This is a genomic window from Streptomyces sp. NPDC050287 (genome assembly GCF_044459385.1).
Lineage (GTDB): Bacteria > Actinomycetota > Actinomycetes > Streptomycetales > Streptomycetaceae > Streptomyces.
Genome location: NZ_JBITIY010000004.1, coordinates 685,164 through 702,485 on the forward strand (window position 1 = coordinate 685,164; position 17,322 = coordinate 702,485).

Consider the following 17,322-nt stretch of genomic DNA (forward strand, 5'->3'; position numbering starts at 1 on the left):
CTGTTCACTGAGCGTGCGCAATGGAGTGGCGCCGATGAGTCCCGCGTATCCGTTCGACGATTCCGCCACCGCGCGGGCGGTCATCGACGCCACGGGCACGCTCGTCGAGTGGAACGAGGGCGCCCGCAGGCTGCTGGGCCACACGGCCGCCGAGGTGGTGGGCCGCCCCGCTGCCGAACTGCTGGCCGACGGCTCGAAGCCGTTCGCCACGCGGGCAGCCCGCTGGGACGGCACACTCACCCTCCGTCACCGCGACGGCTCGATGCTGCCGGTGTGGCTGCTCGCCCACCGCAGGCAGGCGGAGGGCGACGGCCCGGGCGGCTGGCTCCTGGTCACCCCGGTGGAGGGCGACGGACCGCGTCCCTACGACGACCCCCTGGAGAGGGCCCACCTCCTCCAGTCCCCCTGTGCCATCGCGATCTACGACGAGCGGCTGCGGCTGCGCCGGATGAACCCCGCCATGACGGAGGTCCTCGGGCTCCCCGAGGAACGGGTGCGGGGACTGCGCATACCGGAGATGAGCGACAGACCGCAGAGCGAGGGCCTCGAGCAGCATCTGCACCACGTGCTGACCACCGGCCGCGGCCACGACGTGCGAACCCACCTGCCGATAGGCGGCGACGGCCGGATGAACTCCTGGCTGGCCCGGATGGCCCCGATCACCGACGAGAAGGGCCGGGTGCGGGGCGTGTGCGTCGCCGCCCACGACTTCACCGACCAGTATCTCGCCCGGGAGCGGCTGCAACTGGTCAACGAGGCCAGCGTCCGCATCGGCACCACCCTCGACGTCACGCGGACCGCCCAGGAGCTCGCGGACGTCTGCGTCCCCGCCCTCGGCGACTTCGTCAGCGTCGACCTGCTGGATCCTCCCGAGGCCGGCGGGGAGTCCTTCACCGAGTTGCTGACCGCGCCGGTCAGCCTGCGCCGGGCCGCCGTGCGCTCGATCAACCCGGGCAGCCCGGAGGCCGTGGCCAAGCCGGGCCAGGTGGATGTCTATCCGGCCAACTCTCCGCAGGCCGACTCACTGGTCGCGGGCCACACCATCGTCGCCTCGATGGAGACCGGCGACCTCGCCGACTGGCTCGCCTGGGACGAGGAACGGCTCGAACGCATAAGGAAGTACGGCATCCACTCCACCATGTCCGTACCGATCCAGGCCCGCGGTCTGACCCTCGGCGTCGCCGTCCTCACCCGGTTCCGCAGGGCCGACGAGTTCACGCCGGACGACGTGCTGCTCGCCGAGGAGATCACCGCCCGGGCGGCGGTCTGCATCGACAACGCCCGCCGCTACTCCCGCGAACGGCAGACCGCCCTCGCCCTGCAGCGCAGCCTGCTCCCCCGCTCGCTGCCGCGCACCGCCGCCGTGGAGGCGGCCTCCCGCTATCTCCCGGCCGCCCGTGCCGGGGTTGGCGGCGACTGGTTCGACGTGATCCCCCTGTCCGGGATGCGGGTCGCGATGGTCGTCGGCGACGTCGTCGGCCACGGCATCCAGGCGTCCGCGACCATGGGCCGGCTGCGGACCGCCGTACGCACCCTCGCCGACATCGACCTGGCACCCGACGAACTGCTCACCCACCTCGACGACCTGGTCGTACGGCTGTCCGCCGAGGCCGGGAGCGAGGGCAGCCCCGGCGAGGTCGGCGCCACCTGCCTGTACGCGGTGTACGACCCGGTATCGCGGCACTGCACGGTGGCCCGGGCCGGCCATCCCGCCCCCGTGATGATCCTGCCGGGCGGCACGCCCCAGGAGGTCGACCTGCCGCCGGGGCCGCCGCTGGGCCTGGGCGGGCTGCCGTTCGAGTGCGCCGAACTCGACCTGCCCGAGGGCACCGTGCTGTCCCTGTACACCGACGGGCTCATCGAGACCCGGGAGCGGGACATGGACTCCAGCCACGCCCTGCTGTGCGAGGCACTGGCCGCGTCGCCTGGGCCGACCGGTTCGCTGGAGGAGGCCTGCGACCGCGTCCTGCACCGGCTGCTCCCCACGGGCGGCGCGCTGGACGACGTCGCGCTGCTGCTGGCGCGCACCCGGGGTCTGCCCTCCTCGCAGGTCGCCACCTGGGACATACCGGCCGACCCGGCGCTCGTCTCGCCGATCCGCAAGCAGGTCCTCACCCAGCTCGGCCGCTGGGAGCTGAGCGAGGTCGCGTTCACCGCCGAGCTGGTGGTCAGCGAACTGGTCACCAACGCCATCCGGTACGGCTCGCGCCCCATCCGGCTCCGGCTGATCCACGACGCGACCACCCTGATCTGCGAGGTGTCCGACACCAGCCACACGGCCCCGCATCTGCGCCGGGCCAAGACCTGGGACGAAGGAGGCCGCGGTCTGCTGCTGGTCGCCCAGCTCACCCAGCGCTGGGGCAGCCGGCACACGGCCGAGGGCAAGACCATCTGGTCGGAGATCCCACTCGTCGACGAGGAATGACTCGTCGTCATCCCTCGTCGACGAATCATGGGGACGAGTGCCGAGGAGCGACGACGAGCAGACCCTCGCGGGGGTCAGGCGGTCTCCGACAGCCACGGCCGGACCTGTCGGCGGGCTTCGTGCAGCCGTGACTTGAACGTGCCGAGGGGGATACCGGCGCGTTCGGCGGCCTCCGCGTACTCCAGCCGGCAGATGTCCCGGTACACCAGCGGCGCGACCAGGCGAGGGTGCTCGCGCTCCAGTCTCTCCAGCGCCTCCAGCAGATCGATCCGGGATCCGGCGATCACGCTGGTGGTGCGCGGGTCGGTGTACCGTGCCGCGTCGATCGGGGCCGGCTGCTCGGCGGATCGCCGCTTGAGCTCGCGGTACTTCTGGCGGGCGCAGTTGGCGACGACCGTGTACAGCCAGGTGCTGAACCGGCTGCGGCCCTCGAACCCGTCGATCTTGCGGGCGACCTGGAGCAGGACGTCCTGCGCGGCCTCCTCGGCGTCCTCGCGGCAGGGCAGGAACCGTCCGCAGCGCCGGACGACCTCGGGCCGGATCTCCCGGAGCAGCGCGTCCAGGGCCGCCCGGTCACCGGCGGCGGCACGCAGTGCGAGTTCCTCGGCCGGCGCCGTGTCCTGCACGGGTGCTCCCCTCGGAGTGGATCTCGGACCAGGCATGATAGTCCCATGCACTCCGCCGAACGGATCGGTCGCTACCGCCTCGAACGGCGCCTGGGCAGCGGCGCGTTCGGCACGGTGTGGCTCGCGCACGACGACGAGCTCGACGCCCCGGTCGCCGTGAAGGTCCTCGCCGACAACTGGTCCGAACGGCTCGACGTGCGCGAGCGGTTCCTGTCCGAGGCGCGGATGCTGCGCCGGGCCGGTTCGAACCGGGTGGTGCAGGTGTACGACATCGGCGAACTCCCGGACGGCAGGCCGTACTTCGTCATGGAGTACGCCGACGGCGGCACCCTCGACGACCTGCTCGCCGACGGACCGCTGCCCGTGCCCGAGGCGCTACGGCTGACCGCGCTGGCCGCCCTGGGCGCCGCCGCGCTGCACGAGGCGGGGATCGTGCACCGGGACATCAAGCCGAGCAATGTCCTGCTGGGCACGGGTCCCGACGGCGCCCGCCGGGTGCTGCTCGCCGACCTCGGGCTGGCCAAGAGTCTCGCGCAGGCCTCGGGGCTCACCCAGGCCGCCGGTTCGGACGGGTACCGGCCGCCCGAGCAGACCGTGCCCGGGGCCGGCATCGACGAGCGCGCCGACGTCTACGGTCTCGGCGCGGTCGGCTACCACCTGGTCACCGGCCAGGTCCCCGGTCCGCCCGGCCGGGTGGTCCGGCCGGACCGGCTGCGTCCGGGTCTGCATCCCGGGGTACGGCGGGCCCTGCTGCGCGCGCTGCGACCGGACCGGGAGCGCCGCTGGCCGGGTGCGCGGGCGTTCGCACAGGAGCTGGAGCGGCTGGCGTCCGCGTCGTACGCCGGGCGGTCCCGGCACCGTACGAAGGCCGTGGCGCCGGCGGCCGTGGTGGTCGCGGTGGTGGCGGCCGGGGTGACCACCCTGCTGGTGGACCGGCCTCCCGGGGCCGGCGGCGTACAGGTCGAGGACGGCACCGGCCGGATCACCGCGGAGGTGCCGGACGGCTGGGGGCGGCAGCTGCGCGACTCGGGCTGGGATCCGGCGGCCATCGGGCTGCCCGCCGGGCGCGAGCCGGGCCTCGTCGTCGCGGACGAGCTGGCGAACTGGCCGGACCTCACCGGCGCGGTGAACGGCGTGTTCGTCGGCCTGAGCGAACACGGCGACGTCACCGCAAGGGTGAACGCCGTCACCCATCCGGGCTGCCGCTACGAAGGTGCCCGCGCCTACAGCAGCGCCGCCTGGCACGGCAGGATCCGCGGCTGGAGCTCCTGTCCGGGCGACGGCGGGTCCGTGACGGATACGGCGCTCACCCCGGCGGACGGAGGCGGGCAGCCGCAGGTGTACGTGCAGATCCGGCAGCACGGCGGCGCCTCGGTGACCGGCCGTGTCCTGGAGGCGGTACGCGTCCGGAACTGACACGATTTCCCTGGGCGACGCGCGAACTTTTCCGCGCCCGTCCGCATCGCACCTCAGTGACGGGGCACAAGGCGCCGTACACACGTGGGCCATCCGTGGCCACGGGTGCGAGGGATCTCCGGGAGTGTGGACAGACATGGTGAAAACGTCCCAGGGCGCTCGGCGGGCGGCCGGGCTCGCGGGCGCGGTCGCGGTGATCGGCCTGCTGACCGCGTGCGGCGGCAACGATGCGGCGGGCGGTCCCCGGACGGTGTCCGGGACGGCCGCGCCCGCGACCGACGGCGCCACGACCGCCTCGGCCTCACCCACCGACACCGCGACCGACATCGGCTCCACGACGGACACCGCGACACCGAGCGCGCACTCGGCGACACCGGCCGCCACCGGGACCACCGACGCGGCGGTGGTCTCCAGCAGCCGCTGTCACACCTTTGAGCTGCGCGCGTCGGTCGGGCGCAACGACCCGGGCGCCGGGCAGGAGAACTTCCCGATCGTCCTGACCAACAAGTCCGGCCGTACCTGCACGGTGCGCGGTTACCCGGGCGCCGCCTTCCTCGACGCGTCCGGCAAGCAGCTGGGGCCGGACCCGAAGCGGTCCCCCGCTACGCCCGGGACCGTGAGGCTGGCACCGGGCAAGAGCGCGTGGGCCGGGCTGTCCTTCGCCAACCCCGAGATCAGCGGGGCACACTCGGCCACTCCGGAGTCGCTGCTGGTGACTCCGCCGGACGAGCGGGACCCGCTGAAGGTGAAGTGGAAGGGCGGTGCGGTACCGGTGTCCGGCAACGAGTCGTCGGTGAAGCTGATCCCCTTCAGTCCCGGTACCGGCGCCTGACGGACGGCTCCCCCGGGAGGCCCGGCCTCCCGGGGGCGAGGGGTGCTTGGTGAATCTCTTACCAGGTCCTGGTTCGATGGCGGGGCTCCGTCTGATCGCGCTCGAAGGATCCCGCCCTGAACGCCCCGCTCGCCGAGTCCCTGTCCGTCGTGCTGCTCGTCGCCGTCCTCACCTGGGCGGTGCTCAGGCCCTTCGGCCGGCCGGAGGCGGTGGTCGCGGTCCCGGCGGCGGGGTTGGCGGTCGCGGCCGGGGCGATCTCGCTGGACCACGCGCGGCAGGAGGCCGAGCGGCTGGGGCCGGTGGTCGGCTTCCTCGCCGCGGTACTGGTGCTCGCCCACTTCTGCGATGTCGAGGGACTCTTCACGGCGTGCGGGGATTGGATGGCCCGCCGGGCGGCCGGGTCGCCCGGGCGGCTGCTGGCGGCGGTGTTCGTGCTGGCGTCGGCGATCACGGCCGTCCTCAGTCTGGACGCCACCGTGGTGCTGCTGACGCCGGTGGTGTTCGCCACCGCCTCCCGCATGGGGGTCGCCGCCAAGCCGCACAGCTACGCGAGCGCGCACCTGTCGAACACCGCCTCGCTGCTGCTGCCCGTCTCCAACCTCACCAACCTGTTGGCGTTCGCGGCGAGCGGGCTGAGCTTCACCCGGTTCGCGGCGCTGATGGCGCTGCCGTGGCTGGTCGCGATCGGTGCCGAGTACCTGGTCTTCCGGCGCTTCTTCGACCGCGAGCTGACGTGGGCCGCCCCCTCCCCCGGCCCGGCCGACGCACCCGGGCTGCCGCTGTTCGCGCTGGTGACCGTCGCCTGCACGCTGGCGGGGTTCGTCGTGACCTCCGCCCTCGGCGTCGAACCGGCCTGGGCGGCGCTCGCGGGAGCACTCGTGCTGGCCGGCCGGGCGCTGGTCCGCCGGCAGGCCACCCCCCTCACCGTGGTGCGGGCGGCGTCGCCGGCGTTCCTGGCGTTCGTGCTCGCGCTCGCCATCGTCGTCCGCGCGGTCGTCGACAACGGCCTGGCCGGCGCGCTGCGGCACGTGCTGCCGAGCGGGACGGGCCTCGCCGCGCTGCTCGGCATCGCGGTGTCGGCCGCCGTACTCGCGAACCTGATCAACAACCTGCCCGCCGTGCTGGTCCTGCTGCCGCTGACCGCCGCGGCCGGACCCGGCGCCGTTCTCGCGGTGCTGCTCGGCGTGAACATCGGCCCCAACCTCACCTACGCCGGATCGCTGGCCACGCTGCTGTGGCGGCGCATCGCGCACCGGCACGACCACGAAGTCGGACTCGGAGAGTTCACCCGGCTCGGACTGCTCACCGTCCCGGCCGCGCTCGGCGGCGCCGTGCTGGCGCTGTGGGCGTCGCTCCAGGTGGTCGGAGGCTGAGCCGGGAGCCGCGACGGGGCTGCGTCGGGGCTCGCGTCGCCTTCGGGGCCGAGGGCCCGGTCAGCGGCGAGCGCCGCCGTAGCCGGGGCCGTAGCCGCCGCCGTAGCCGCCGCCGTACTGGCCGCCCCAAGAGCAGGAGTACGGGTTGTAGGAGCAGGACCCGGCTGGGGGATACGGAGCCGACGGCGGCGCTGTCGGGGTCGGCCTGGCCTTGGGAGTCGACGGGGTCGCGGACGGCTTCGGGGTGGGTGTCGGCGTCGGGCTCCTGGACACCTTGGGCGTGGCCTCGGACCGGGGCGGGGCCGGCGGGGTGCTGTCGGCGCCCCAGTTGACCACCTCCATCTGGAGGTCGGTCTTCGAGGTGTCGATGGTCCAGCGCTGGGCGGAGCTGTCGTCGCGGTTCTTGACGACCAGGGCGCCCGCCGCGTCGGTGGCCGCGGGGGTGAGCGCCAGGTCCTGGTTCCAGCGCGGTACGAGGGCGCCCTGGAGGGTGAAGTCGTAGCGGATGTTCTTGGCGTCGGCCTTGGCCGTGCCGGTGCCGGTGCAGGGGGCCAGGCGTACGGAGTAGCCGAGGTGGGAGTCCAGGCAGAGGTCGGGGGCCGCCACGCTGCGCAGCACACCGTCCGCCTCGTACGACCACTGCTGGTCCTCGTCCGCGGAGCAGGCGGTGAGTTCGGTCTCGGCACCCTCGACGGCCTTCTTGCCGATGACGTCGACGCACAGCCCGGACGCGACGTTGTGCAGCCGGCCGCGCACGGTGCCCTGCGGCGGGTCCCCGGCGCCCGCCCAGGACGGGTCGGAGGTCGAGGTGTCCGCGCCGGAGCCGGGTGCCTCGGAGGGGCGGGCGTCGTCGCCGGGCGCGTTTCCTTCCGAGGAGCCGAGGGAGGACCACAGGACCAGCGGCAGGACGATCAGCCCGCTGACGGTGAGAACGGCCACGGCGAGATTGCGGCGGTTGGTGCGGCGGGCGGCCCTGTGGGCCGATCTGCGGGAGGCGGTACGGGTGCCCGTGGCGGGGGTGGCGGACGCGGGTGTCGCGGGTGCGGGTGTCGCGGGTGCGAAGTCCTCGCCCATGATCGAGGGATCCACCGTCCGGGGCGCGCGGACGAAGGGCTCGCCCCGGGCCGCCGCCGGCCGCGTATCCGTCTCCTCCGCTTCCCGCGGCCCGTGCGGAGCGGCGTGCACGCGGGCCCGGGCCTCCACGTAGGCGTGGGAGCCCCAGCCGAGCACCGCTTCGGCGAGGGCGCCGCCGAGACCTTCGTTGAACTGGTGCAGTTGGTCCGCGGTGTGCCGGCAGTGCCTGCACCGCTCTAGGTGGCCGCGCAGGTCGGGGTCGAGGTCGACAGCGCCGCGCCGGTAGGTCACGTCCAGCAGGCGCAGGTAGTGCCGGCAGTCCGCCTCGGGGGCGAGTTCGCGGTGGACCTGGAGGCACTCCTCGCGCAGCCGTTCGCGGGCCCGCCGCAGTTCGACGCCGGCGTCCTCCTCGTCCAGGCCCAGGAGTGCGGCGGGTATGCCGATCGGTTCGGACTCGACCTCGATGTGCCACAGCAGACAGCGGGCCGACTGGGGCAGCCGCTGGAACGCCCCCGACATCAGCCGGCGGTTCGCGGGCGGCAGCAGGCGGGCCGCGGCCCGGTCCCCGCCGCTGCCCTCGGTTCTCAGCTCCGGGTGCAGCATGTCGCGCCTGTGGTCGGCGTCCCACTCGGCGGCGATCCGGCGCACGGTGACCAGAAGCTGTGGGCGCCAGGCGGAGCTCGGCCCGGTCTGGCGCAGGGATTCGCCGAAGAGGCGGGTGAATGCCGCGGTGGTGAGCATTCCCGCGGGGCGGGGGCCGTCGGTGCACAGCCGGGCGTAGGCGAAGGCCGCTTCCCAGTGCCGGTCGAGGAGTTCACCGACGGGCTGCAGCGCGGGTGTCGCCCCGCTCCACTTCTTGAGCTCAGCGCTCAGTTGTTCGTCCGTGGCGTCGGACGGACGCGCGGGAGTCGGGGAATTCGACAGGCCTGCGTCGTTCACGGCGGCATTTCCTCCGAGGGCTTACTGCACAAAGTCCATACCATTGGGTATGCGGTGCCGCCGACAGAGCGACGGGATCCGTCCGCACAGGGTTCGGCGTCTCGAACACCCGCCCCAAAGGCAGCCCTTTTGGAGCGTGAGGAGCGGGCGGGATCAGCCTCGTGCGCACAGGGGAAAAGTTATTGTCCGTGCGCCGACCAGGCACACTTTTGCACAGGGCAGCCAGTAGTAACAAGGCATCTCGCGGTTCGATGCATTGTCGGTCATCCGCGGCGTTTTGACGAATCGTCAAGAGGCTGGGGCATTGGAGATTGCCCCGGTATCCCCCTCGTATTCGGAAATGATATTCAGGTGGCTGCGGGTCCCATCGACCCGAACCATTGAACGTCCACTCCAGCACGGGCTCCGCCCATCTACGCGGGTCACGTTCCAACCATTGGACCGCCCGACCGATAGGCACCGGGGGGCATGCCGTAGCGCTCACGGAAGACCCTGTTGAAGTGGAAGGGGCTCACAAAACCGGAGGCGGCGGCCACACGTTCCACGGGCAGGTCGGTGCCCTCCAGCAGTCGGGCGGCGTGGTGCAGCCGCACCTCACGCAGTGCCCGCATCGGCGACTGCCCGAGCTGCTGGGTGAAAATGTGCGCGAACCGGGAGGGGGACAGCGCGACTTGGGCGGCGAGCGACCGGACGGTGTGCGGGGCCGCCGGGTCGGCCGCTACCAGCTCCTGGGCGCGGCGCACCCGCGGATCGACGCCGGGGCCTGACGACGGGCCGCGCACAGCGCCGGCCGTGAGCAGGACGACCTCCTCCAGCGCGCACAGGGCGAGTTCACGGGCCGCGGTGCCGTGCGCCACGGCAACCTGCTCCCGGTCGGCCTCGACGGCGGGCGGTGCCCCGGTGCCCGTCCAGCGGGCGTCGGCCAGCATCCGGCGGAACGCGGCCTCGACCCGGTGGTGCACGTCCGCCGGCGTCGGGGTGACGACATGCAGGCCGTCGGCGACGCCGTACGGACGCAGCCAGGCCGCCCACGACGGTCTGGCCCGGCAGTGCGCCCACCAGAAACGCCAGTGCGAGGCTCCCGGGGCGACGCCGTAGTCGTGCCGGACACCCGGCGCGAGCACCACCAGGTCGCCGGCACCGGCCCACGTCCCGGTCCCGCCCTGCCGCAGCCGGCCCCGCCCTCCCGTCGTCCAGGTGAACAGCCAGCTGCCCGCTCCCCGTGGCCGGTTGACGCCGTATCCCGGGGGTTGGTCGAACCGTCCGACCACCACCAGCCCCGGCGGCGGGTCGGGATCACCGGGCCCGGCAGCCCCGGGCAACGCGTCAGCGGTCACGGGCATCCTCCTTCGGCGTGCGGCGGCCTAGCGTGACATGCGGGACACCCGAGCGCGAGGAGCGGACGTATGACAGCCACGGACAACGGACCCTGCCTGGGGCAGACCTCGCTGCGCCGCTTCGAGGAGGACGGCTTCGCCGTCGTGCGGGGACTGTTCGGGTACGCCGAGATCGACCGGCTGTGCGCCGAGTTCGCGGCGGTGCACGCGGCCGGGCCCGTGCCGGGGCACTTCGAGCCGCGCGCGTCCGCGGATCCGCTGCACCGGTATCCGCGGGTGATGCATCCGCACGAGATCAACGGCCTTGCCCGGAACATGCTGTTGGACCCGCGGCTGCGCACGGTGCTGGAGGCGCTGCTGGGCGAGGAGGTGCTGGCCGCGCAGAGCATGTTCTACTTCAAGCCGCCGGGGGCCCGGGGGCAGGCGCTGCACCAGGACAACTTCTATCTACGGGTCGAGCCGGGCACCTGTGTGGCGGCGTGGGTCGCCTGCGACGAGATCGACCGGGACAACGGCGGTCTGGAAGTGGTGCCGGGCACGCACCGGATGGAGCTGTTCTGCCCCGAGGAGGCGGACGCCGAGGTGTCGTTCGCGCGGGAGTACGTGCCCCCGCCGCCGGGGCTCGCGGCCGTGCCCGTCGACATGCGGCCGGGGGACGTGCTGTTCTTCAACGGCAGCCTGGTGCACGGCTCTCGGCCCAACCGCTCCACCGACCGCTTCCGCCGCTCTTTCATCGGCCACTACGTGGGGCGGTCGACCGAGCGCATCGGGCACTACTACCGCACGCTGTCGATGAACGGCGAGCGGGTGGCGCTGCCGGAGAGCGAGGGCGCGGGTCCCTGCGGCACGGAGTTCGCACCGCAAGGACCACACTGACGGGCACTGAGGCGCCGGCGGTCCGGCGGGCCCGCGCCGATCGCCTCGCGCCGGCCTCCCTCAGGAGTGGCCGACGATCGGCCGGGTCGTGTACGGCTGCTCCAACTCCTCGATCTCCTTGTCGCTGAGCTCGACTTCGACGGCGGCCACCGCGTCCTCGATGTGCCGCGGCTTGGCGGCGCCGACGATCGGGGCGGCCACCGTGTCCCGGTGCAGCAGCCAGGCGAGGGCGACCTGAGCGCGCGGGACGCCCCGGTCGTTCGCGATGCGGGTGACCGCCTCGACGATGGTGCGGTCGCCCTCCTGGTAGAGGCGGTTGCCGAAGTCGTCGCTCGCGCTGCGCTCGGTGACGGTGCCCCAGTCCCGGGTCAGCCGGCCGCGGGCCAGCGGGCTCCACGGCAGGACACCGACGCCCTGGTCCGCGCAGAGCGGCAGCATCTCGCGCTCCTCCTCGCGGTACAGGAGGTTGTAGTGGTTCTGCATGGACACGAACTTGGTCCAGCCGTGCAGTTCGGCGACGTACTGCATCTTGGAGAACTGCCAGGCGTACATCGAACTCGCCCCGATGTAGCGCACCTTGCCCGCCTTCACCAGGTCGTGCAGGGCTTCCATGGTCTCCTCGACCGGGGTGTGCGGGTCGAAGCGGTGGATCTGGTACAGGTCGACGTAGTCGGTGCCGAGACGGGCGAGGCTGTGGTCGATCTCCGTCATGATCACCTTGCGGGACAGGCCGGCGCCGTTGGCTCCGGGCCGCATCCGGCCGTGCACCTTGGTGGCGAGGACGACGTCGTCACGCCGGGCGAAGTCGGCGAGCGCCCTGCCGACGATCTCCTCGCTGGTGCCGTCGGAGTAGACGTTGGCGGTGTCGAAGAAGTTGATCCCGGCCTCCAGCGCCTGCCGGATCAGCGGACGTGACGCCTCCTCGTCGAGGGTCCACTCGTGTGTGCCTCGGTCCGGCAGGCCGTAGGTCATGCAGCCCAGACAGATCCGCGACACGTCCAGGCCCGTCGAACCGAGCTTCACGTACTGCATCGTTGCTGCTCCTGCCTTGGGGATGGGGTACGAAGGGGAGCGTACGACTTCCCGTCCGCTGACCGCCCCGCGTGTTCACGCCAGCAGGTCCAGCGCCCGCTCCCACCGGAACTCCGGCCGCCTGCCGTCCTCCCCCGGCTCGCCCGAGTACGGCTCACCGAACCGCACACCCATCGCGCGCAGCCGTATCAGACTGTCCCGGTAGGCGGGATGGACGGCCAGGGTGTCGGACACGCACGGGAGTACGGCGACCGGGACGCGCATGCCGTACGTCTCGCACAGGGTGGCCACGGCGAGGGTGTCGGCGAGGCCGGCCGCCCACTTGTTGAGGGTGTTGAAGGTGGCGGGCGCCACGACCACGGCGTCCGGCGGCGGGAACGGACGCGGGTCGCCGGGCCTGCGCCAGGCCGAGCGGATCCGCCGGCCGGTCAGCGCCTCCACGGCGGCGGTGTCGAAGAACCCGTTCATGGCGACGGGGGTCGCGATGACACCGACCTCCCAGTTCCGCTCCTGGGCGGCGGTGATCAGCTTGCTGACGTCGGCGGCGATCCCCGCCGCGCAGACGACGGCGTAGAGGAAGGGTTTTCGGGCCTGTTCGGTCACCCCGGAACCCTACTGAAGCGGGAACGACTGTCCGCGTTCGGTTTCCGGCCGCGGGCCGAGGATCCGGCGCTGCCCCTCCTCGATGGGCACGTCGTTGATGCTCGCCTCCCGCCGGGTCATCAGCCCGTGCTCGTCGAACTCCCACAACTCGTTGCCGTACGACCGCCACCACCGGCCCGCGGCGTCCCGGCACTCGTACTGGAAGCGGACGGCGATGCGGTTGCCGTCGAACGCCCACAGGTCCTTGCGCAGCGCGTACTCGTGCTCCCGTGCCCACTTCGCGGTGAGGAAGTCGACGATCTCGGCGCGGCCGGTGACGAAGGTGTCGCGGTTGCGCCAGACCGAGTCCTCGGAGTAGGCGAGCGAGACCCGGTGCGGGTCGCGGGTGTTCCAGGCGTCCTCGGCGGCCTGCACCTTCTGGGCGGCGCTCTCTCGGGTGAAGGGCGGCAGGGGCGGGCGGTCGGTCATGGCATCCTCCGCGGCTCACACGGGAGAACGAGCGTTCTCCGGCACTGCTGCTACCGTAGGAGAACGCTCGTTCTCGCGTCAAGGAGCGGCTCAGGGAGTGGTCGGACATGGACAGCGCGGTCGCCCGGGAACGGCTGCTGGACGCTGCCGAGGAACTGTTCTACCGGCGGGGTGTCCAGTCCGTCGGCATGGACGACATCCGCGGCGCGTCCGGGGTCTCCCTCAAGCGGCTCTATCAGCTCTTCCCGGCGAAGGAACAGCTCGTCGAGGCCTATCTGGAGCGGCGGGACGGGCGCTGGCGCGGGCGGCTCGCCGCGTGGGTGGAGCGGGTGGCGGATCCCGAGGAGCGGATCCTGGCGGTCTTCGACTGGCTGGAGGGATGGTTCGGCGAGGCGGGCTTCCGCGGATGTGCGTGGATCAACTCGTACGGCGAACTGGGGGCGACGTCCGCTCCGATAGCGGCCCAGGTCCGGGCGCACAAGCAGGCGTTCGCCGACTACATCGCCTCCCTGGTGGCCGGCGCGGGACGGCCCGCCGCGCTGGCCGCGCCGCTGTTCCTGCTCGCCGAGGGCGCCATGGTGACGGCCGGGATCACCGGGAGCCCGCGGCCGGCCGCCGAGGCGCGGGAGGCGGCGCGGCTGCTGCTGGCTTCGTGCTGAGTCGGTCGGCTGGTGGGGAGTCGGCCAAGCGGCTGGTCAGACGGCGAATCGGCTGGTCGGTCGGCTGGTCGGTCGGCTGGTCGGCTGCGAGTACCGTCGGCGCCGCACACCCCCGGGGTCGATCCGCCGGACGTCAGCTCACCGTCTCGGAGACCGTGATCGCGGAGACCGGACAGGCCCGGGCCGCCTCCCGGACCATGGGGTCGCCGGCGCCGTCCTCACGGCCGGGCAGAAGGGTGCTGAGGCCGTCGTCGTCCTGGGTGAAGACGCCGGGAGCGGCCAGGGCGCACTGCCCCGCGCCGATGCAGACGTCCTTGTCGATGTCGATGTGCATGACCAGAACCTCTTACCAGGTCACGGGGAGTTCCAGCATCCCCTGGATGGTGTCGCCGGGTTTGAAGGGGATCTCGTCCGCGGGAGCGGCGAGGCGGAGCGTGGGCAGCCGGTCGAAGAGCGTTTTCAGGGCGATCTCCAGTTCGGCGCGGGCCAGGTTCTGGCCCAGGCACTGGTGGATGCCGAAGCCGAACCCGACGTGGTGGCGGGCCGGCCGGTGCCAGTCCAGGGTGTCCGGGTCGGCGTAGACGTCCTCGTCGCGGTTGATGACCGAGGTCGCGAAGACCACCCCGTCGCCCGCGCGGATCGTCGTCCCGGCCACCTCGATGTCCTCGGTGGCCAGTCTCAGCAGCCCGTCGGCGATCGACAGCATCCGCATGAGCTCCTCGACCGCGGTGGGCAGCAGGGCGGGGTCGGCTCGCAACTCGCCCAGCCGTTCGGGGTGTTGGAGGAGCGTGTAGGTACCCAGCGAGATCATGTTGGCGGTGGTCTCGTGTCCCGCTACCAGCAGGATGATAGCCAGGGAGATCACCTCCTGCCGGTCCAGTTCGCCGTTCTTCAGCCGCTGGTGGACGAGTTCGTCCAGCACGCCGTCCCCGGGCTCGGACTGCTTCTGTTTGCGGTCGATCAACTCCCCGATGTAAGCCTCCAGTTGGTCGCGGGCGTCGATGGTGTCCGCGGCCGTCGGTCCGCGCAGCAGGCGTCGGGACTGGCCCTCGAAGAACTCGTGGTCGGCGTACGGGACTCCGAGCAGCGCGCAGATCACCGTCGAGGGGACGGGCAGTGCGAAGGCGCTCACCAGTTCGGCGGGCGGTCCCTGCGCGATCATCGCGTCGAGGCGTTCGTCCACGACCTGCTGGATGCGCGGGCGCAGTTCGGTGGCGCGTTTGAGGGTGAAGGCGGGGATCATCATCCGCCGTTGGATCTGGTGCTCCGGGTCGTCGACGCCGAGCAGCGCGCTCTTCCGGTTGCGTGCCGCGGCGAAGCGGGCGGTGGGTGCGGGGAAGTCGGGGTGGGTGCGGTCGGTGGACAGCCGCCGGTCGGCCAGCAGGGCGCGGGCCGTGGCGTGTCCGCTGACCAGCCAGGCCGGGCGGCCGTCGAAGAGGGAGATCCGGGTCAGCGGGCGGGCGGCGCGCAGCGTGTCGTAGGCGGTGGGCGGGTGGTAGGGGCAGGTGCGGTCCTGGGGGAAGGTGACGGGCTCCGTTTCCGGCATGGAGACCTCTCAGACGGGGGCGGACGTCGTGGTGATCTTCATTAGATGCCCCGGGCATCCATAGGGCGACGACAAGTTCGGCCAATCGGTGGTGCGGGGCAATCTGGCCGGGGACGTTCCCTTCGCGGGCGGAAATCGGAGGGAGTGGTTCACCGTGCGCGGCGGCACCGCGAGGGCACCTCGGAAAACGGGTTGCCCGGCGCGGCGCGTACCCCCAGGATCTGGCCATGCCTACGACCGTCGCCTCCCCGCCGCTGACCGCCACCGCCCGCTGCCCGGTGCGCTTCCAGCGGCAGCCCGGCCGACCGCGGAGGCCCACGCTTCCGCGCTCATGACCGCCACCCTCCTCGCGGGCCTGCTCGCGGGGTACGGCATCGCCGTTCCCGTCGGCGCGGTGGGTACCTATCTGGTCTCCCTCACCGCTCGTACGTCCCTGCGCACCGGTGTCTGCGCCGCGCTCGGCATCGCCACCGCCGACGGGTTGTACGCGCTGGTGGCCACCCTGGGCGGGGCCGCCCTCGCCGACGCGCTGCGGCCGGTGGTCGGGCCGCTGCGCTGGGCTTCCGCGCTGGTGCTGTTCGCGCTGGCCGTGCTGGGCGCGGTCACGGCCGTACGCCACCACCGCGGCCACCGGCTCGCGACCCGTCCCGATACACCTCCGCCGGGCCCCGCGCGGGCCTACCTGGGGCTGCTCGGGATCACCCTGCTCAACCCCGTGACCGTGCTCTATTTCGCGGCACTGGTGCTCGGCACGCACACCGAGGACGCCGTACTGCCCCTGGAACAAGGGCTGTTCGTGCTGGCGGCCTTCGCCGCGTCCGCGAGCTGGCAGCTGCTCCTCGCCGGGGGCGGCGCCCTGTTGGGGCGGGCGCTGACCGGGCCGCGGGGGCGGCTGGTGACGGCGCTGCTGTCGAGTGGCGTGATCACGGTGCTGGCGGTGCGCTTGCTGGTCGCCCCCTCATGAGGGGGCGCGGGTCAGGGTGCGAAGGCGCGGGCCACCGTGAGGCTGTCCTCGTAGACGTGATGACGGACTATCAGCCCGCTCTCGACGGTGAGGTGCAGGGCGAACCTGGCGCGATAGGGGCGTCCGGTGGCCGAGGCGGTCTGCCGGATCTCGCCCAGCACCACGGCGTCGGCGCCGTCGACGAGGATCCGCTCGATCTCGGTCGCCGCCTGCCCGGGGACGTGGTGGGCGGCCAGCGCCCGGAAGTGGGCGGCGGCGTCGGCGCGGGTGGCGCGGTGCCGGATCCAGGGGGTCGCCGTGCTGTCGTGCTCGTCTTCGGGCCAGTTCAGTTTCCAGTCGGCCCGCTCGGCGTACAGTTCGGCGATCCGCTCCGGGTCGCCGTCGCCGATCCGCAGCAGCAGGTTCTGGACTACGGCGCGGGTCGTCGTGTCGGTGGTCGTGGTCATGACGCGGCCCTCTCGTTCGGTCCGGCGGCTGTCGTGCCGGCTCGTCCACGACTGTGCCGTAAGGGAATCCGTCCGCGCGATGACGTCCGAGGTAAGGGCCGGGGCACCGTTTGGTGTCGTAGGGGAACTCGGTAAGGATGAAACCCGCACGGTTCGATGGTGAACCGCGTTGCGAGCACGCCGTAGTCGACGACGATGGGACGGATGCCATGCCTCTCGAGGGCGAGTACGAACCCAGCCCTGAGCAGTGGGTGCGCGACCAGGTGGAGCTGTACGAGAGCTCCGGCGGCACCAAGGGGACGACGCTGTTGGACACCGGGATGCCCGTCATCCTGCTGACGACCCGGGGCGCCAAGAGCGGCAAGCTCCGCAAGACGCCGCTGATGCGCGTCGAGCACGGCGGCCGCTACGCCGTCGTCGCCTCCAAGGGCGGGGCGCCCCAGCACCCGGTCTGGTACTACAACGTCAAGGCGGACCCGCGGGTGGAACTGCAGGACGGCCCGTCGAAGTGGGACATGACGGCCCGTGAGGTCACCGGGGCGGAGAAGGCCGAGTGGTGGGAGCGCGCGGTCGCGGCCTACCCGCCCTACGCGGACTACCAGACCAAGACGGACCGGGAGATCCCGGTCTTCGTACTGGAGCCCGTCGAGGGGAACTGAGCCCGGCCGAAAACAAATTGCCCAGGGGACGCATGAACCCGCGTCGC

The 17,322-nt window shown here is 72.4% G+C and carries 17 protein-coding genes; 8 read left to right on the plus strand and 9 right to left on the minus strand.

Going from position 1 to position 17,322, the window contains the following annotated elements:
• The first annotated feature begins 34 nt into the window (after window positions 1–34).
• On the plus strand, window positions 35–2,425 hold the full coding sequence (locus ACIBK3_RS18030; protein WP_399366619.1) for a SpoIIE family protein phosphatase: 2,391 nt from the start codon (window positions 35–37) through the stop codon (window positions 2,423–2,425).
• A gap of 74 nt (window positions 2,426–2,499) precedes the next feature.
• Here the strand turns inward: ACIBK3_RS18030 and ACIBK3_RS18035 are convergent, their stop codons facing one another.
• Window positions 2,500–3,051, minus strand: coding sequence for an RNA polymerase sigma factor (locus ACIBK3_RS18035; protein WP_399366621.1), 552 nt, complete (start codon window positions 3,049–3,051; stop codon window positions 2,500–2,502).
• Window positions 3,052–3,096: 45 nt separating this feature from the next.
• On the opposite strand from ACIBK3_RS18035, the gene ACIBK3_RS18040 reads away from it, so the two are divergent.
• The 3 genes from ACIBK3_RS18040 to ACIBK3_RS18050 all read left to right on the plus strand — a co-directional run bounded on the left by ACIBK3_RS18040 (window position 3,097) and on the right by ACIBK3_RS18050 (window position 6,672).
• Window positions 3,097–4,467 (plus strand): serine/threonine-protein kinase, encoded by a 1,371-nt coding sequence (locus tag ACIBK3_RS18040; RefSeq protein ID WP_399366623.1) that lies wholly within the window; start codon window positions 3,097–3,099, stop codon window positions 4,465–4,467.
• A gap of 136 nt (window positions 4,468–4,603) precedes the next feature.
• A complete protein-coding gene (locus ACIBK3_RS18045; RefSeq protein WP_399366625.1) occupies window positions 4,604–5,299 on the plus strand; it encodes a DUF4232 domain-containing protein in 696 nt (231 codons plus the stop codon).
• 116 nt (window positions 5,300–5,415) lie between these two features.
• Complete coding sequence (locus ACIBK3_RS18050; protein ID WP_399366861.1) at window positions 5,416–6,672, plus strand: SLC13 family permease; 1,257 nt, start codon at window positions 5,416–5,418, stop codon at window positions 6,670–6,672.
• Window positions 6,673–6,732: 60 nt separating this feature from the next.
• Here ACIBK3_RS18050 and ACIBK3_RS18055 read toward each other — a convergent pair whose 3' ends face one another.
• Both ACIBK3_RS18055 and ACIBK3_RS18060 read right to left on the minus strand, forming a co-directional pair.
• A complete protein-coding gene (locus tag ACIBK3_RS18055; RefSeq protein WP_399366627.1) occupies window positions 6,733–8,685 on the minus strand; it encodes an RICIN domain-containing protein in 1,953 nt (650 codons plus the stop codon).
• Window positions 8,686–9,107: 422 nt separating this feature from the next.
• Window positions 9,108–10,028, minus strand: coding sequence for a helix-turn-helix domain-containing protein (locus tag ACIBK3_RS18060; RefSeq protein ID WP_399366629.1), 921 nt, complete (start codon window positions 10,026–10,028; stop codon window positions 9,108–9,110).
• 63 nt (window positions 10,029–10,091) lie between these two features.
• Here ACIBK3_RS18060 and ACIBK3_RS18065 point away from each other — a divergent pair, with 63 nt between their 5' ends.
• The gene (locus ACIBK3_RS18065) at window positions 10,092–10,898 is read left to right on the plus strand and encodes a phytanoyl-CoA dioxygenase family protein (protein WP_399366631.1); all 807 of its coding nucleotides are present in this window, start codon (window positions 10,092–10,094) and stop codon (window positions 10,896–10,898) included.
• Window positions 10,899–10,958: 60 nt separating this feature from the next.
• On the opposite strand, the gene ACIBK3_RS18070 is transcribed toward ACIBK3_RS18065, so the two are convergent.
• The 3 genes from ACIBK3_RS18070 to ACIBK3_RS18080 form a co-directional block, all read right to left on the minus strand.
• The gene (locus ACIBK3_RS18070) at window positions 10,959–11,930 is read right to left on the minus strand and encodes an aldo/keto reductase (RefSeq protein ID WP_399366633.1); all 972 of its coding nucleotides are present in this window, start codon (window positions 11,928–11,930) and stop codon (window positions 10,959–10,961) included.
• Between the two features lie 75 nt (window positions 11,931–12,005).
• Window positions 12,006–12,533, minus strand: coding sequence for a flavoprotein (locus ACIBK3_RS18075; protein ID WP_399366635.1), 528 nt, complete (start codon window positions 12,531–12,533; stop codon window positions 12,006–12,008).
• A gap of 9 nt (window positions 12,534–12,542) precedes the next feature.
• On the minus strand, window positions 12,543–13,001 hold the full coding sequence (locus ACIBK3_RS18080) for a nuclear transport factor 2 family protein (protein ID WP_399366637.1): 459 nt from the start codon (window positions 12,999–13,001) through the stop codon (window positions 12,543–12,545).
• Window positions 13,002–13,108: 107 nt separating this feature from the next.
• Between ACIBK3_RS18080 and ACIBK3_RS18085 the strand changes: the two genes are divergently transcribed.
• Window positions 13,109–13,660 (plus strand): TetR/AcrR family transcriptional regulator, encoded by a 552-nt coding sequence (locus ACIBK3_RS18085; protein WP_399366639.1) that lies wholly within the window; start codon window positions 13,109–13,111, stop codon window positions 13,658–13,660.
• A 133-nt stretch (window positions 13,661–13,793) separates the two neighbouring features.
• On the opposite strand, the gene ACIBK3_RS18090 is transcribed toward ACIBK3_RS18085, so the two are convergent.
• Together ACIBK3_RS18090 and ACIBK3_RS18095 are read right to left on the minus strand one after the other, a co-directional pair.
• On the minus strand, window positions 13,794–13,994 hold the full coding sequence (locus tag ACIBK3_RS18090; protein WP_399366641.1) for a ferredoxin: 201 nt from the start codon (window positions 13,992–13,994) through the stop codon (window positions 13,794–13,796).
• Between the two features lie 12 nt (window positions 13,995–14,006).
• The gene (locus tag ACIBK3_RS18095) at window positions 14,007–15,206 is read right to left on the minus strand and encodes a cytochrome P450 (protein WP_399366643.1); all 1,200 of its coding nucleotides are present in this window, start codon (window positions 15,204–15,206) and stop codon (window positions 14,007–14,009) included.
• 331 nt (window positions 15,207–15,537) lie between these two features.
• Between ACIBK3_RS18095 and ACIBK3_RS18100 the strand changes: the two genes are divergently transcribed.
• Complete coding sequence (locus tag ACIBK3_RS18100) at window positions 15,538–16,170, plus strand: LysE family transporter (protein ID WP_399366645.1); 633 nt, start codon at window positions 15,538–15,540, stop codon at window positions 16,168–16,170.
• A gap of 11 nt (window positions 16,171–16,181) precedes the next feature.
• On the opposite strand, the gene ACIBK3_RS18105 is transcribed toward ACIBK3_RS18100, so the two are convergent.
• Window positions 16,182–16,616, minus strand: a complete 435-nt coding sequence (locus ACIBK3_RS18105; protein WP_399366647.1) for a nuclear transport factor 2 family protein — start codon at window positions 16,614–16,616, stop codon at window positions 16,182–16,184.
• Between the two features lie 209 nt (window positions 16,617–16,825).
• On the opposite strand from ACIBK3_RS18105, the gene ACIBK3_RS18110 reads away from it, so the two are divergent.
• The gene (locus tag ACIBK3_RS18110) at window positions 16,826–17,275 is read left to right on the plus strand and encodes a nitroreductase family deazaflavin-dependent oxidoreductase (RefSeq protein ID WP_399366649.1); all 450 of its coding nucleotides are present in this window, start codon (window positions 16,826–16,828) and stop codon (window positions 17,273–17,275) included.
• The last annotated feature ends 47 nt before the right edge of the window (window positions 17,276–17,322 follow it).

Bases quoted from the DNA above. Each gene is read 5' to 3' on its own strand.
- ACIBK3_RS18080 (WP_399366637.1), bottom strand. From the start codon at position 13,001: ATGACCGACCGCCCGCCCCTGCCGCCCTTCACCCGAGAGAGCGCCGCC.
- ACIBK3_RS18110 (WP_399366649.1), top strand. From the start codon at position 16,826: ATGCCTCTCGAGGGCGAGTACGAACCCAGCCCTGAGCAGTGGGTGCGC.
- ACIBK3_RS18095 (WP_399366643.1), bottom strand. From the start codon at position 15,206: ATGCCGGAAACGGAGCCCGTCACCTTCCCCCAGGACCGCACCTGCCCC.
- ACIBK3_RS18045 (WP_399366625.1), top strand. From the start codon at position 4,604: ATGGTGAAAACGTCCCAGGGCGCTCGGCGGGCGGCCGGGCTCGCGGGC.
- ACIBK3_RS18085 (WP_399366639.1), top strand. From the start codon at position 13,109: ATGGACAGCGCGGTCGCCCGGGAACGGCTGCTGGACGCTGCCGAGGAA.
- ACIBK3_RS18105 (WP_399366647.1), bottom strand. From the start codon at position 16,616: ATGACCACGACCACCGACACGACGACCCGCGCCGTAGTCCAGAACCTG.
- ACIBK3_RS18060 (WP_399366629.1), bottom strand. From the start codon at position 10,028: ATGCCCGTGACCGCTGACGCGTTGCCCGGGGCTGCCGGGCCCGGTGAT.
- ACIBK3_RS18065 (WP_399366631.1), top strand. From the start codon at position 10,092: ATGACAGCCACGGACAACGGACCCTGCCTGGGGCAGACCTCGCTGCGC.
- ACIBK3_RS18030 (WP_399366619.1), top strand. From the start codon at position 35: ATGAGTCCCGCGTATCCGTTCGACGATTCCGCCACCGCGCGGGCGGTC.
- ACIBK3_RS18040 (WP_399366623.1), top strand. From the start codon at position 3,097: ATGCACTCCGCCGAACGGATCGGTCGCTACCGCCTCGAACGGCGCCTG.
- ACIBK3_RS18070 (WP_399366633.1), bottom strand. From the start codon at position 11,930: ATGCAGTACGTGAAGCTCGGTTCGACGGGCCTGGACGTGTCGCGGATC.
- ACIBK3_RS18100 (WP_399366645.1), top strand. From the start codon at position 15,538: ATGACCGCCACCCTCCTCGCGGGCCTGCTCGCGGGGTACGGCATCGCC.
- ACIBK3_RS18090 (WP_399366641.1), bottom strand. From the start codon at position 13,994: ATGCACATCGACATCGACAAGGACGTCTGCATCGGCGCGGGGCAGTGC.